This window comes from Bacillus sp. GBSW19 (assembly GCF_002998655.1).
GTDB lineage: Bacteria > Bacillota > Bacilli > Bacillales > Bacillaceae > Bacillus.
The window spans coordinates 330,510-344,099 of sequence record NZ_PVRF01000003.1 but is presented as its reverse complement, the minus strand read 5'-3'; the positions used below and the strand labels follow the sequence as shown (position 1 = coordinate 344,099).

Below are 13,590 nucleotides of genomic sequence, written 5' to 3'. Positions count from 1 at the left end.
TAAAAAATGAACACAAAAAAAAGTTGCTCACAGGAGAGCAACCAAATATCACCATATTAAAAATCAATAAGAGCCAAACTAACTTGTAAGGCTTCATCAACCTTCTCCATCATCTCATCATCAAGATGTGTGATTTTATCTGTCAATCTTTGTTTATCGATTGTACGAATCTGTTCCAAAAGAATGACAGAATCTCGTTCAAAGCCGTAGCGCTTTGCATTGATTTCGACGTGAGTCGGTAATTTCGCTTTTTGTATTTGGGCTGTTATGGCTGCAACGATAGCAGTCGGGCTGAAGCGATTTCCAATGTCATTTTGAATCACCAATACTGGGCGAACCCCGCCCTGCTCGGAGCCAACAACAGGAGATAAATCAGCAAAGTAAACATCACCGCGTTTAACAATCAAATGTTTAACCCCCGCTGACTAATCGCTCAACTGTATTCTCAGCCTCAAACTCTGCGTATTGTGCCTCTGAAGAGATATTCAGATTAATTTTCGCCATCTCCATGTAGCCGCGTCTCATCGATTCACGATTTTGTCGAATATTACGTTCACGAATATACGTTTTTGTCGCTCGGTAGATCAATTCATTTCTTGTTACCTTATCCTGCTCTGCTACTCGTTCGATCTCAGACATTAAAGTCTCCGGCAGTCGAATCTTCATTTCGTTTGTTGCGCTGGATTCAGACAAAAAACATACACCTCCACAAAACTTACGGATACCGTATCGATCCATTCCAAGACTAATCATACCATTATTCAATGCACAAGCAAAGCTGTTTTTTCATGATTTCTTATTAGAACATGAAGCGGCTCGCCACCCGTAAATCAAGATGATAATGGAGTTCCTCTTTCCCATTATACGCTTTTTTCCGAAAATCATACGGTATTTCCAAAATCTCTAAAAAAGGGAGAATGTTTACCCTACTTTTGTCGAATAAAAAAGAACGAAGTCAGTTTGACCATCGTTCTTTTGAACACTGTTTATAAAAAGCTTGGCCCGCTTTGAAGCAGCGGATTCCGTACATGCACTCTTTTGCCGTCCTCCATATATACTCTTGGGATGCGGTGGCCAATCGAGCAAGTGACTTCATAGTTAATGGTTTCAAGCCTTTTTGCGATTTCATCGACTGATACCATGTCTCCCCCTTGCTTACCAATTAAAACGACCGGCTCCCCTACTGGAAGATTGTCTTTCAGTTCAATCATGAATTGATCCATGCAAACCCTTCCTGCGATCTTCCGGCGCTTTCCGCCAACGAGCACTTCCGTTCCTGCCAGCTTCCTGATCCACCCATCTGCATAGCCGACTGGAACCGTGCCGATCCACGTATCTTGATTGGCTGTATACGCCGCCCCGTAGCTGACACTCTCACCCTTTTGAATGTGCTTCACATGGGCAAGCTTTGTATGAAGAGACATGGCTTCTTCCAGCTTGAAAGGCAATTCATCCTTGATTTCTTCTGACGGTGACAGCCCGTACATACTGATGCCGAAGCGAACCATATTAAACAAAACGTCTTTAAACCTTAGACCTGCTGCACTGTTGGCGCAATGAACGAGCAGCTTGTCCGTATGAAGCGGCTCGAGCAATGTTTGAAAGGTATCGACCTGCCGATCAAAGTAGGCCTCATCCTTTTCATCTGCTGTCGCAAAGTGAGTAAATACGCCTTCCAGCTGTAAATAAGAGTGTTCACTGACAAGCTTTTTCACTTCGTTCACTTGCTCTATCGTTTTCACACCTAATCGGTTCATTCCGCTGTCTATTTTCAAATGAAAACGTATAGGTTGTCCCATCTGCCCTTTCATCATTGTGGTGACTTCTCTCAGCCAATCGATGGAGTAAGCGGTCATGATGACATTGTATCGAACGGCGGCTTTGACATATTCCGGCGGTACGGCGCCGAGTACAAGAATCGGTGCTTTGATGCCTTTATTTCTTAAAGAAACGGCCTCATCTAAAAAGGCTACGGCTAATAAGTCTGCTCCTGCTTTGAGGGCAGCTCTTGCCACTTCTATATCTCCATGTCCATATGCATTGGCTTTCACCACAGCCATCAGTTGAACACTTTGACCAATATGATCTTTCATATGTGAAACATTATGCTTAATTGCTGTTAAATTAATTTCTGCCCATGTGTCTCTATAAAAGGCATTTGTGTCCATCCGTCACACTTCCCTATTGAATGATTCAATACCTTCATTATGATACTAAAAATCAAGAATAATGTGAAACAAATCAAAAAACATCAGCCCTTGCATAGGGCTGATGTTTCATTTCCAAGGCTCTCGCCTGAGATATTTATTTAGCTGACTGGCCTTCTACACTCTTTGCAACCATCAAGAGCTCTTCCTTCGATAGATCACTTGAAGAAATCAAGTAGTCCACTCCGTCAGATGTCCATGAAAGGGATTGATCTGTGAGAACCCCAACTGTCATGCCAAGGTCGACTGGCTCGCCGTTCATCGTCACAGGCGTAGATGCTTCAGCTACTCTCGCTTTTTCCTGAATGAGTGTGAAGGATTTCTTACCGCCATACGTCATCACATAACGTTTCCCAGCATCTGTCATCATTTCTTTCTCTTCCATCTTCTTCACGCCCTCTGGCATATCAACTGGCGTTTTCACCGCAAAGCTGTCAGATGAGTCTGCACTTGTGGCTACATCCATTTGAGAGAGTGTCATGTTTTTCTTCTCATCAAATGCATCTTTGTCAAAGGATTTATTGAATTCAAAGTGAGAGAATTCCACTTTCACCATTGGCTTTTTGTCGCTATCCAGTACTTTCACACTGGCAGGCGCCATTGTTTTTTTATGAAAGGTAATCTCTTGGGTAGGCAGCATTTGGTTGTGCTGATAATTGGTTTTGGTTTCGAACACATACTTTGAATCTTTCGCTTTGAACTGAGCTGCACTGTCATTTTTAATGTCCTTCACGAGTGACTCAAATAAGTAGACCTGACTGCTATTATTTGGCCAATCACTGTGGAAACGGAAGCTCTTGTTCAATGAAGGTGTCAGCACAAACACACCATTGCCATTTCTTAAAATGACTTGACTCTGATCCTTTTTCGGATTTTCTAAATAGACACGGTAAAGTTCCGGCTTCTTGTACCAAATTTCTACTCGATACTCCTGCGGGTCATTTCCTGTCTCAATGGTCATTTTTGCTTTGGCTTTGTATGATGTCATTTCCTCTGCCTTTTTGTTTAAATCTCCAACGATATCCTGCTGAGATTTTTGACCGCATGCGGAGAGAATCAGTACAAAAAGGATTCCCGTTACAAGCAAAACAAAGCTTTTTCTCACCCTTTTCAACCCCTTCGTTAATTGTGTTAAAAGGAAGAAACCGCTTGTTTGACTTTAACAGTACGCCTCAAGAGTTAACTGCGTACCGCGAACCATCAAAGCCTGTTAGCAACTCGCCCTTCCTTATCGCACTACCCAATATATGAAGGGGGGACAAACAATATGCAGACTAGCTTGACAACCTTTCAATTAAAACTTGTGCAGCAGCATATTCTTTCGTGTGAGTGATGGACACATGAACCTGGTCGCCCATCGTTTTCTTGCTTTTGATGAAAGGTTTTCCATGTTCGTCTTTCTGGATTTCCAAGTCATGAAAGCTTAAATGCCGGCCGATTCCCGTTCCGTAAGCTTTAGCGAAAGCTTCCTTTGCTACAAACCGTCCCGCCAAAAATTCCAGCTGCCTCTTTTCACTGAGTTCGTTAAAGATGTCTTGTTCACTTAACGTTAAAATTCGTTCTGGTAAACGAGGCTGTCTGTTAAGCACTCGCGCGAGCCGGTTGATTTCTACAATATCAATGCCTATTCCTTTAATCATGAGGTACCTCCTATGATACTCGTACTAATTTGGATGTTCTCTTCATAAACGTGTTACTATAAACTTACCATTATCTAGTCAAAAGGGGTTTGTTATGTTTATTCGAACGGAGAGCTTTCAACAATTTATTAGATCGTATCCAATCGTAACAACGATCCTTGCTTTGCAAATTGGTCTGTGGCTTATATTTGCGATTCCTATCCCTCTTATACAGCTTGGTCACGACCATCTCGTCGGTTTCAATTATGGGGTAGCTGCCGGAGAATGGTGGCGGCTCGTCACACCTATTTTCCTTCACGGAAGTCTGACCCATATTTTGTTCAATTCTATGTCCTTGTTCTTATTCGCTCCAGCGCTTGAGTATTTGCTTGGGAAAGTTCGATTTCTGATCATCTATCTTGGTGCAGGGTTCATTGGCAATCTCGGAACCTATTGGGTAGAGCCTTTAGAGTATGTACATGTCGGCGCTTCTGGTGCCATCTTCGGTTTGTTTGGCGTTTATTTATACCTTGTTCTATTTAAACCGCACATGATGGACCGCGGCAATTCTCAGGTGATCATAACGATTCTTGCAGTCTCTGTCATCATGACTTTCGTTAACTCAAACATCAATATTATGGCTCACTTATTTGGATTGATCGGCGGCATGCTTTTAGCACCTCTTACGCTATTTTTCCATTCAAAAAAAAGACGCTACTAACCTCATAAAAAATGTCGATCACTCCTATGAACGGGAAGCTGATCGACATTTTTTGTTTAAGAAGATTTATTTTTTTCATACGAATACCAATCCATTACACGAGCAGCATCTTCTTCCTCAAGGTGATGCACACCAAAGGAATCAAGCAGTGCAGAGGATTTCACAAAGGTGTGAATACTCGCCAATCGGCCTTTCTTTTGGAAGAAAGATTGCGTCATCGTATAGTTTTGCATTCGTTTTCTCAAGACAATGCCAGTGGTTTTGCCAATGCCTCTTGATGTCAGTTGAATCAATGGATCTTTGATCGTATAGCCTGATTGTTTATAAGCTAAATAGCCAAAAACCAAAGCAATAGGAAGCGGAATAAGTGCCAAATACCCCCATGGCGGAAAACGTACAGATAGGATCACGCCGACAAGTAATGGCACAAAACCGAAAGAGATCAGGTAGCGTTTGAGTGAACGCTTTGGCACCTTTTTCAGTTCAGCTTCTGGCGCCAAGTGATAATGATCTGTGAATTGAGACAGCAGTTCGTTGATTTTTTTCTTCCGAATAAGCGGAAATAAGACGGAAGAGGTTTCTTTTTCTGTAATAGAACCTCCTGCGCTCACAAGCATCACCGTCGCAAAGCCAAAAGGCTCACGGAGAATATTTTCTTTGATTTTCACTGCTTGAATTCTCGCAAGTGGAATGGTCATTTGATGCCTCTCGATGAGCCCTCTTGTGATGATGATGTCTTTCCCTTTTCGTTTTGCGGTAAAATTCGCATATTGAAGGGCTGTTACCCCAACACTAAGAATCCACGCAATCAATACGGCAAGAAATATGAGAATCGCATAAATCTCAACACTCGCATGACTTAAAAAAGAGAACCGCTTAAAGAATCCGTCCAAAGGAAGAATTTCATCTATTTGTGTGTAAATGGCAAGACACCCGGAAATAATGACTCCGATTCCGCTTGAAGTGGTCGCAGCCAAAAGCAGCTCTGGTACACCCATCCGATAGGAAACATTCATTTCTTCTTCTACAGGTTGTTGCGCTGTCAGAGGATCATGCGGAACATCCCTATTTTCATCCAACACCTCTTCTTGCTGCAAGCTTTTCTTCCGGTTGAAAATTGATTGCTTTAATTGTTCCGCTTCTGCTTTTGTAATCGCCGTCAGGCTCACTTCCGGACCGTCCGTTCCGCCTGCTGTTTCGATTTGGACCCGCACCAAGCCGAAAATCCGCTGGAAGATACCTTCACTTGTATTCACCGTTTGAATTCGTTCTAACGAAATATATTTTTTCTTTTTTGTGATGACGCCGGATTCCACGCGAAATTCATCATCTTCCATCCGGTAGGTGAATCGCCTCCATGCTAAAACGGTTGAAACAGCTTTCCATAAAAGAAGCACACCAAGAATGATAAATGCATAAAAACGAATGCTCGAATTCGAGTTCACAAAAATAAGCACGAAAAAAGGGATAATGAAGTTTTTGATCATGGATACGGCATCTGATATAAAATCAATGAACATCGAGATTGGATGTACACGTTTTGGTTCAGACATCATCTTCCGTCACCCTTGCTAAACGAGATATGTAATCACGAAGCTCATCTGCTTCTTCTAATTCTAGCGCCGGTATATCATGAACTGTAGCAGCAGTCGATATTTGAACAGATGCCAAACGGTAGCGCCTTAAAAGCGGTCCTTGCGATGTATCGACATGCTGGACTCGCACCATCGGCACAATCACACGTGTGACACGAATGAGTCCATGCTGAATTTCAATTTCATTTTCGAATACTTCGTAGCGCCAGATGCGATGACGGATTTTCGGTATAAGCCAAATGCCAAAAATGACCTGTAAGACCCATAAACCGGCGAGGATGGCGCCAATCCAATATGGCCATTGAAGATAATAACTAGCAACAAATACCCCAATGATGATGAGTAAGAAAATCAATGAGATAATTCCATTTTGAAGACGCCATACCTTTAAACCATTTAAACTAATTTGACGTTGCGGCTGTTTTCTCACATTCTTCCCCCATTCTCTTACTTTTCTATCAATATATTACGAAACAAAGCCTAAAAAGTTTCAACAAACCTGTTAAAAAAAGCGAATCCTGCAAAGGATTCGCTCTTGAATTAGTTGTTATAAGATTTCTTTTGACGACGATCGTTAGAAGAACGATTGCGGTCATTTGAAGAACGCTTTTTATCACCGTAAGATGAACGGCTTTTCCCGCGATAGCCGCCTCCGCCGCCACCGTCTCTACGTTTAGAAGAGCTGCGGTTGTTACGATTGCGTTTTGAAATCATTGGTGCTTCATCTGTCAAACGAACAGGCGTTGCATCTGGCTCTTTTGTCATCATTTTGATGGCAGCCGCAACCACTGTGACAGAATCATTATCTTCTAGCAATTCAGCAGCAGCTGTCATGTAGAAGTTTAAGTTGTTTTCACTGATGATTGTGCGCAGACGATCAATGGTTACTTGCTGTTGACCTTCAATTGCTTCATCTAGAGTTGGTTCTTTCATACGTTCCATTTTACGTTTAGTCGTTTGCTCAATCGCACGAAGCATATCTTTTTCACGCGGTGTGATAAATGTCACCGCCATACCTGTACGTCCAGCACGTCCTGTACGTCCAATACGGTGTACGTAGCTCTCTGGATCTTGTGGCACGTCAAAGTTATACACGTGTGTTACGCCTGAGATATCAAGTCCACGTGCTGCAACGTCTGTTGCTACAAGCACATCGATTGAACCTTCTTTGAATTTACGAAGCGCAACCATACGTTTTGCTTGTGTCAGGTCACCATGAATTCCTTCAGCTGTATAACCTCTAAGGTTAAGCGCTTCTGTCAATTCGTCAACACGGCGTTTCGTACGGCCGAAGACAATTGAAAGCTCAGGTGATTGAATGTCAAGAAGACGAGTCAATGTGTCAAACTTCTTACGCTCGTGGATATCCAAGTAGAACTGTTGGATGTTAGAGACAGTCATTTCTTTTGCTTTTACTTTTACATGTTCTGGGTTTGTCATGAAACGCTCTGCAATGCGCTTAATTGGTGCAGGCATTGTCGCAGAGAATAAAAGTGTTTGGTGTTCACTTGGTACATTTGAAAGGATCGATTCAATGTCTTCGATGAAACCCATGTTTAGCATTTCGTCTGCTTCATCAAGCACAACTGTTTCAACATTTTGAAGACGCATTGTACGACGGTTAATGTGATCGAGTAAACGTCCTGGAGTCCCTACGATGATATGAGGATTTTTCTTGAGCGAACGGATTTGGCGGCCGATATCTTGTCCACCGTAAATCGGAAGTACGCGCGCACGCTTGTCTTGGCCAATTTTGTATAGCTCTTCAGATACTTGAATCGCTAATTCTCTTGTTGGCGCAATGATAATCGCTTGGATATTTGGAGACGCTGGGTCGATTTTTTCTACAAGAGGAATACCAAATGCTGCAGTTTTTCCTGTTCCTGTTTGTGCTTGTCCAATGACATCTTTATTCTGAAGACCGAGAGGAATTGTTTCCGCTTGAATCGGTGTTGCTTCTTCAAATCCCATGCGGTTAATAGCTTTCATGAGACTTTCGCTTAATTGAAAATCTTGAAACGTTATAGTCAAATTATTCAAACTCCTTCTAATTGCTGTTTCAGTAATCTCGTGAATGATCATTAAAAACTGCCCTTTTCCGAAAGGACAGGTCCATTATATACAAAGCCCGAATTACCCTACCTTATATCTTACCATTACACTATTTGTTTTTCAACAAGACAGAAATGGATATATCTACTGTTCCACAATGACAGATTCACCATCACTTTGATCTCCATCCATCCATTTCCACTTTTCGAACAGTTGAATTTTTCCGTTATCCAACTGCTTAGGTGTAGAATTGCAAGACCCGCTTCTCATGCTGCCGTCTTTGCTGACATGGTGGTACCTAAAATGAAGTGTTCCATCCTCATTCACAGTTCCTACAAGTACACCAGATACAATACTGCCGCCTTGATATGTGCCCGTTAATATATTCCCGTCCTGACGATATTGAAATATGGTTCCTGCCGATACTTCTCCGTTACTCGAATTAGACTGCGGGACAAAGGTTTTTCCGTCATAATGAAACAACCGAATCAACCACCTTTTCTTTCCTATTGTACCATAGGCTTGTCACTCATTCGACAAAAATGATGCAATTTTTAACAAGTGGGATTCAATTTATATTAGTTTAGCCACATTTTCGCTTTTCTATAGATTAAATTGTTTTTTTTAGAAATTGCTCTACTTTTTCAAACAATTGCTGTGCACATGGCTCGTGACAAACATGGTGTTTACAATCAGGTAAATAAAACATTTCTTTCTGACGAGACGGGATTTTATGATCAATAAATTCTGCACTTGAAGCGGGCACAATCCCATCACTTTCACCTTGAACAATTAACACAGGGAGGTGAAGCTTCTCAAGGGAGCTCTTCGTTTGCTTCACCAGCTTCATAAATTCTACAGCAGCTGACAGCGGCGTGCTCGTTAGCTTATGGCGGTATCTATCATACAAAGGATTCGTATCAATCAGCCCAGACAGTGATTCCTTCAACATCTGCCTTGTGTCTTGAATCATTTGTTTTGGATTCACATATTTAGCCGCAGCACTTAAAAGAACGAGACGAGCAACCGGATACTTCGCTGCTAGATAAGAAGCAATCATTCCCCCCATGGAAAAGCCGATCAAAAAAATGGTGTCGCATGTTCGGTAAAGAGATAGCAGTTCTAATTCAGCTGTTGCAATCCATTCTTGATAGAAAATGCCTTTGAGCTGAAGCTCATCTCCATGCCCCGGAAGCGTGACTGACTGAACGTTCCAATCTGTCTTCTGCTTTAAATATTGCGCCAGCGGTTCCACTTCATAGGGCGCGCCAGTGAATCCATGTATACATAGACAGCCAATCATTCTGTCACCTTCTTTGCCGCTCACTCTTTATAGTGCAGTAATGACTTCTTCTAATCTCATGCCGCGTGAGGCTTTGACTAGAACAACATCGTCAGGACCTGCTACGTCAGCAAGTTTTTTCTTCAGTTCCTCTTTGTCCATAAATGAGGACACGCGCGCGTCACCGAATGATTTCTTTGCTCCTTCAGCGATGAATGCACCTAGGCGGCCATACGTCATCACATGATCAATAAATTCAGGCTTGATGTAGCGGCCTAGTTCATAATGATACCTTTCTTCTTCGCTGCCCATCTCGAGCATGTCTCCAAGGACAAGAATGCGATTAGCGAAGCCGTCCATATCTCCTACAAGATCAATTGCAGCTTTCATGGAAGTAGGACTTGCATTATACGCATCATTGATAACAGTGATTCCTTTCTCTGTTTTAAACAGCTCAAGACGCATCCCTGTCAACTTTGTTTGCATGAGTCCTTGGGCGATTTGTCTTTCATTCAGTTCAAAGTGCTGGCCTATGGCAATTGCAGCAAGGGCATTTTTTACATTATGTTTCCCTAATACAGGAATGAGAAACCCCTGGGCATACCCTTCGACTTGAAATTCAGTTCCTTCTGCAAGCTGGTTGATATGCGTTACCTTGATATCGCAGTCTTCTGCTTCTCCAAAGGTTTTCACACGCTGCGAAAGTGCAGTCGCTCTCTCGCGCAGCAAGGGTTCATCTCCTAAGTAATAAAAGATGCCATCCTCTTTTAATCCTTTTGTGATTTCACATTTTGCATCAGCAATGGCTTCTCTTGATCCCAAATCTTGCATATGAGATTCTCCAATATTGGTGATGACTGCTGCATCAGGCTCAGCGAGTTTTGACAAAAACTCGATCTCACCTTTTGCACTCATCCCCATCTCCAACACAGCAATATCTGTTCCTTCCGGCATTGCAAGAATGGTGAGCGGTAGACCGATATGATTATTAAAGTTACCATCTGTTTTATGAACTTGATAAGCCGTTTGTAAGACGGAATGAATCATGTCTTTCGTTGTGGTTTTCCCATTACTTCCTGTAATACCGACAACACGAGGTTTTTCTTCTTTCAAGTATGATTTTGCCAGCTGTTGTAGTGCTGCCAGTGTATCCTCTACAAGAATGACAGGTACACCGAACGGTGGATTGGCTTCTTTTTGATTCCAAAGAACAGCTGCGGCTCCAAGCTCCACTGCTTTAGAAGCAAATGTGTGACCGTTAAAATGTTCTCCAATTAGGGGGATAAACAATGCACCTTTTGATACTTTTCGTGTATCTGTTGTCACTCCGTGAATTTGCTCTTCGCCAAAAGCTTGATTAGATAGTGTCCCACCAGCCATTTGGGCGATTTGTTTCACTGTACGTTTGATCATGATTTTTTCGCCTCTCTTTCTCATTTCACGTTTGAAGGAAAAGAGACACTACCTAAAGATAGTGTCTGCTTGTTGCTCACATTAAAAAGTCGTTTTAATGGTTTGTTTTTCTTGATGGCGTTCAATTGCAAGTGACACTAGCTTTTCAATCAGCTCTGGATACTCTACACCAGTGTGTTTCCAAAGCAGCGGGAACATACTAAATGGTGTGAATCCAGGCATTGTATTCACTTCATTGATCAACACTTCGCCTTTTTCTGTGAGGAAGAAGTCTGCACGTACAAGACCAGATCCATCGAGGGCTTTAAATGCCTTAATCGCCATATCATGAATCGTCTTGTATTCATCCTCTGACACGCTTGCAGGAATGATCAAATCTGTATCGCCATCTTCATATTTTGCTTTGTAGTCATAAAAATCTGTTTTAGGTGCAATTTCACCAACGACAGAGCATTTCGGCTCGTCATTTCCTAATACACCAATTTCGATTTCTCTTCCAACGACGCCTTCTTCGACGACCACACGACGATCATATTGGAAAGCCAAGTCGAATGCGGTTTGCAGCTCTTCTTTGCTGCGGCATTTGCTAATTCCAACACTTGACCCCATGTTGGCAGGTTTCACAAAGCATGGATAGCCAAGTATTTGTTCCACCTGTTCTAAGCTGTCTGGTGTGGCCTTTTCATAGTCTTTTTTATTGAAGGAAAGGTGCTTTGCTTGTGCAAGTCCTGCTTGAGCAAAAACATCTTTCATCATGACTTTATCCATACCCGCGGCAGAAGCAAGAACGCCGTTGCCGACATACGGGATATTTAGCAGTTCAAGTAATCCTTGCATCGTTCCATCTTCACCATTTGGCCCATGCAGCAATGGGAAGACAACATCAATCTTCTCATCAGCAGATGCAGGCTGCGGGAACATGCTCTCATTTAAAGAAGTTGGTAAAAACGTCTTTGCGTTCTGTTCAAATTGAAGCATTTTGACGTTTGAAACTGGTTCAGTGAGTTTTTCTCCTCTTAGCCATTCGCCCTCTTCTGTAATATAAATTGGATGTATATCGAACTTCTCAGTGTTAAGTGCTTTTGTAACTGCAAGGGCTGTTTGCAGTGATACATTATGTTCGGCTGACTTTCCGCCGTAAATCAATCCTAAACTTATTTTCAATGGATACTCCCCCCACTAAAATTCATCTTTACTATCTTATCACTTTCAAGCAAAAATGCTCTAATTAATTTTTGTTGTTACGGAATTGAAATGATTTGTAAAGGTTGTAAGCGCCTCCCGAGCATTTGTATGTCATTCGCCATTATTTTATATTAAAATGACATTGAAAAGGAGTTGTGACAAATTGAAAAAAATCACAAGTACTGAACAATTCAATGAAATCATTCAATCTGACAAAGAAGTCATCGTTAAATTCTTTGCAACATGGTGTCCTGACTGTACAAGAATGGACATGTTCATTCCAGACATCTTAGAGGCTTATGCTCACCATGAATGGTTTGAAATAAACAAAGATGATTTCCCTGAATTAGCAGAAACGTATCAGGTCATGGGTATTCCAAGCCTGTTGATTTTCAAAAATGGCGAAAAAACAGGTCATTTACACAGCGCAAACGCAAAATCACCTGAAGAAGTGACAGAGTTTCTTCAAGGGCACGTTTCTTAATTGGTTAAACGAAGGACATCAGCAAACGCTTGCTGGTGTCTTTTTCCTTCCCCATCTCTTACATCAAATCTCTCCATAAGACGAGTTGCACATCCAAAACGTTTCAATGAGCAAAAGAATGTTTTATATAGATGTTTCACTTACGACAAGAAATGACAGGAATTATTTCCTGGGAAAGAATGAGCGTCGATTAGGCTTCGAATTTGTCGGTTACGTGAATTTTCTGAATAGATTCTTTACTTCTGACATTTTGCTTTGTATAATAGAGTTGATAATTGATAATGATTATCAATTTCAACTATATGAAATCCTATAGACGTCTATACTTATATAAAGGAGCGATGAGTCACATGTCTAAGAAGAAAATCAAAACATATCAGCAATTGATTGAAGAGAACAAGAAGGCCATCATGCGCGACCCTAAAATGATGGAAAGTATATACGAAACAATCGACAAAAAGCATCAGGAGCAGCTTGCAGCTGCTGGACGTGAATCATAAACATAAGACGAGCAGTCACAGCTGGCTGCTCGTCTCTTTTGTCTTTTTCAACAAAAAGAAAAAAGCCGATAAAATCTATGATGTGATTTTATCGGCTTTTGTTTTAATGTGATTTCGCTACACGGTCCTGCTTCATTCCTAAATAAATGAGCATATATGTGAGATAACCCATTGTCATTGTTAAACCACCGAAGAAGAACTGAGAAAAGACAGGCTCCTCAAAGGTTGTGACGGCAGCAAGAATGATCCAGCTCGCATATAAATAAACCATGAACCATTTCATGTTTCTTTTAAGTGTATACAGAAAGAAAAGACCCGCTAACGAAAAGATCCCCAGCGCTAGTCTGAAATAAATAAGATGATCAAACTGGAAGGCAAAAGACACAAACGAAAACGACAGCAACAACAAAATGGGTAAAGCCGTAATGAAATTTTTCACGATAGTGCCACCTCCAAGACTCCCTCTTATTATAAGACAAAATCAGCCGGTTATCGTGAAATGCAGACTCGTTTTCACAAAGATGTCACGAAT

The 13,590-nt window shown here is 41.7% G+C and carries 16 protein-coding genes; 3 read left to right on the top strand and 13 right to left on the bottom strand.

Annotated elements, in window-relative coordinates:
- Positions 1-56: 56 nt before the first annotated feature.
- The 5 genes from ndoA to acpS all read right to left on the bottom strand — a co-directional run bounded on the left by ndoA (position 57) and on the right by acpS (position 3,847).
- Positions 57-407: a type II toxin-antitoxin system endoribonuclease NdoA gene (ndoA, locus tag C6344_RS16065; protein ID WP_003214169.1), complete on the bottom strand. Its 351-nt coding sequence runs from the start codon at positions 405-407 to the stop codon at positions 57-59.
- Positions 408-411: 4 nt separating this feature from the next.
- Positions 412-693 (bottom strand): hypothetical protein, encoded by a 282-nt coding sequence (locus tag C6344_RS16060; protein WP_012008995.1) that lies wholly within the window; start codon positions 691-693, stop codon positions 412-414.
- A 293-nt stretch (positions 694-986) separates the two neighbouring features.
- The gene (alr, locus tag C6344_RS16055; protein ID WP_106037125.1) at positions 987-2,168 is read right to left on the bottom strand and encodes an alanine racemase; all 1,182 of its coding nucleotides are present in this window, start codon (positions 2,166-2,168) and stop codon (positions 987-989) included.
- A gap of 136 nt (positions 2,169-2,304) precedes the next feature.
- Positions 2,305-3,321 carry a LolA family protein gene (locus C6344_RS16050; RefSeq protein ID WP_106037124.1) on the bottom strand — a complete coding sequence of 339 codons (1,017 nt, stop codon included), beginning with the start codon at positions 3,319-3,321 and terminating at the stop codon, positions 2,305-2,307.
- Between the two features lie 160 nt (positions 3,322-3,481).
- Positions 3,482-3,847, bottom strand: a complete 366-nt coding sequence (acpS, locus tag C6344_RS16045; protein WP_034663960.1) for a holo-ACP synthase — start codon at positions 3,845-3,847, stop codon at positions 3,482-3,484.
- A 94-nt stretch (positions 3,848-3,941) separates the two neighbouring features.
- Here acpS and C6344_RS16040 point away from each other — a divergent pair, with 94 nt between their 5' ends.
- Positions 3,942-4,547 (top strand): rhomboid family intramembrane serine protease, encoded by a 606-nt coding sequence (locus tag C6344_RS16040; protein ID WP_060595589.1) that lies wholly within the window; start codon positions 3,942-3,944, stop codon positions 4,545-4,547.
- Positions 4,548-4,603: 56 nt separating this feature from the next.
- On the opposite strand, the gene C6344_RS16035 is transcribed toward C6344_RS16040, so the two are convergent.
- The 7 genes from C6344_RS16035 to C6344_RS16005 all read right to left on the bottom strand — a co-directional run bounded on the left by C6344_RS16035 (position 4,604) and on the right by C6344_RS16005 (position 12,053).
- The gene (locus C6344_RS16035) at positions 4,604-6,103 is read right to left on the bottom strand and encodes a PH domain-containing protein (protein WP_066031292.1); all 1,500 of its coding nucleotides are present in this window, start codon (positions 6,101-6,103) and stop codon (positions 4,604-4,606) included.
- Positions 6,093-6,572 (bottom strand): PH domain-containing protein, encoded by a 480-nt coding sequence (locus tag C6344_RS16030; RefSeq protein ID WP_003214135.1) that lies wholly within the window; start codon positions 6,570-6,572, stop codon positions 6,093-6,095. Before C6344_RS16030 ends, C6344_RS16035 begins: the two co-directional genes overlap by 11 nt.
- A 110-nt stretch (positions 6,573-6,682) precedes the next feature.
- Positions 6,683-8,173 (bottom strand): degradosome RNA helicase CshA, encoded by a 1,491-nt coding sequence (gene cshA, locus C6344_RS16025; protein ID WP_060595587.1) that lies wholly within the window; start codon positions 8,171-8,173, stop codon positions 6,683-6,685.
- 165 nt (positions 8,174-8,338) lie between these two features.
- On the bottom strand, positions 8,339-8,677 hold the full coding sequence (locus C6344_RS16020; protein ID WP_034663966.1) for an avidin-fold protein: 339 nt from the start codon (positions 8,675-8,677) through the stop codon (positions 8,339-8,341).
- A 127-nt stretch (positions 8,678-8,804) separates the two neighbouring features.
- A complete protein-coding gene (locus C6344_RS16015; protein WP_034663968.1) occupies positions 8,805-9,497 on the bottom strand; it encodes an alpha/beta hydrolase in 693 nt (230 codons plus the stop codon).
- Positions 9,498-9,524: 27 nt separating this feature from the next.
- Positions 9,525-10,889: a UDP-N-acetylmuramoyl-tripeptide--D-alanyl-D-alanine ligase gene (locus tag C6344_RS16010; RefSeq protein WP_060595586.1), complete on the bottom strand. Its 1,365-nt coding sequence runs from the start codon at positions 10,887-10,889 to the stop codon at positions 9,525-9,527.
- 81 nt (positions 10,890-10,970) lie between these two features.
- Positions 10,971-12,053 carry a D-alanine--D-alanine ligase gene (locus tag C6344_RS16005; protein WP_060595585.1) on the bottom strand — a complete coding sequence of 361 codons (1,083 nt, stop codon included), beginning with the start codon at positions 12,051-12,053 and terminating at the stop codon, positions 10,971-10,973.
- Positions 12,054-12,237: 184 nt separating this feature from the next.
- Between C6344_RS16005 and C6344_RS16000 the strand changes: the two genes are divergently transcribed.
- Positions 12,238-12,558: a thioredoxin family protein gene (locus tag C6344_RS16000; RefSeq protein WP_034663973.1), complete on the top strand. Its 321-nt coding sequence runs from the start codon at positions 12,238-12,240 to the stop codon at positions 12,556-12,558.
- Positions 12,559-12,908: 350 nt separating this feature from the next.
- The gene (gene fbpB, locus C6344_RS15995; RefSeq protein WP_106037120.1) at positions 12,909-13,058 is read left to right on the top strand and encodes a Fur-regulated basic protein FbpB; all 150 of its coding nucleotides are present in this window, start codon (positions 12,909-12,911) and stop codon (positions 13,056-13,058) included.
- 103 nt (positions 13,059-13,161) lie between these two features.
- Here fbpB and C6344_RS15990 read toward each other — a convergent pair whose 3' ends face one another.
- A complete protein-coding gene (locus C6344_RS15990; RefSeq protein ID WP_003214381.1) occupies positions 13,162-13,497 on the bottom strand; it encodes a hypothetical protein in 336 nt (111 codons plus the stop codon).
- Between the last annotated feature and the right edge of the window lie 93 nt (positions 13,498-13,590).

Excerpts from the sequence above, each read along its gene's own strand:
- alr (WP_106037125.1), bottom strand. The coding sequence starts at position 2,168 with ATGGACACAAATGCCTTTTATAGAGACACATGGGCAGAAATTAATTTA.
- C6344_RS16035 (WP_066031292.1), bottom strand. The coding sequence starts at position 6,103 with ATGATGTCTGAACCAAAACGTGTACATCCAATCTCGATGTTCATTGAT.
- acpS (WP_034663960.1), bottom strand. The coding sequence starts at position 3,847 with ATGATTAAAGGAATAGGCATTGATATTGTAGAAATCAACCGGCTCGCG.
- C6344_RS16015 (WP_034663968.1), bottom strand. The coding sequence starts at position 9,497 with ATGATTGGCTGTCTATGTATACATGGATTCACTGGCGCGCCCTATGAA.
- C6344_RS16040 (WP_060595589.1), top strand. The coding sequence starts at position 3,942 with ATGTTTATTCGAACGGAGAGCTTTCAACAATTTATTAGATCGTATCCA.
- fbpB (WP_106037120.1), top strand. The coding sequence starts at position 12,909 with ATGTCTAAGAAGAAAATCAAAACATATCAGCAATTGATTGAAGAGAAC.
- C6344_RS16010 (WP_060595586.1), bottom strand. The coding sequence starts at position 10,889 with ATGATCAAACGTACAGTGAAACAAATCGCCCAAATGGCTGGTGGGACA.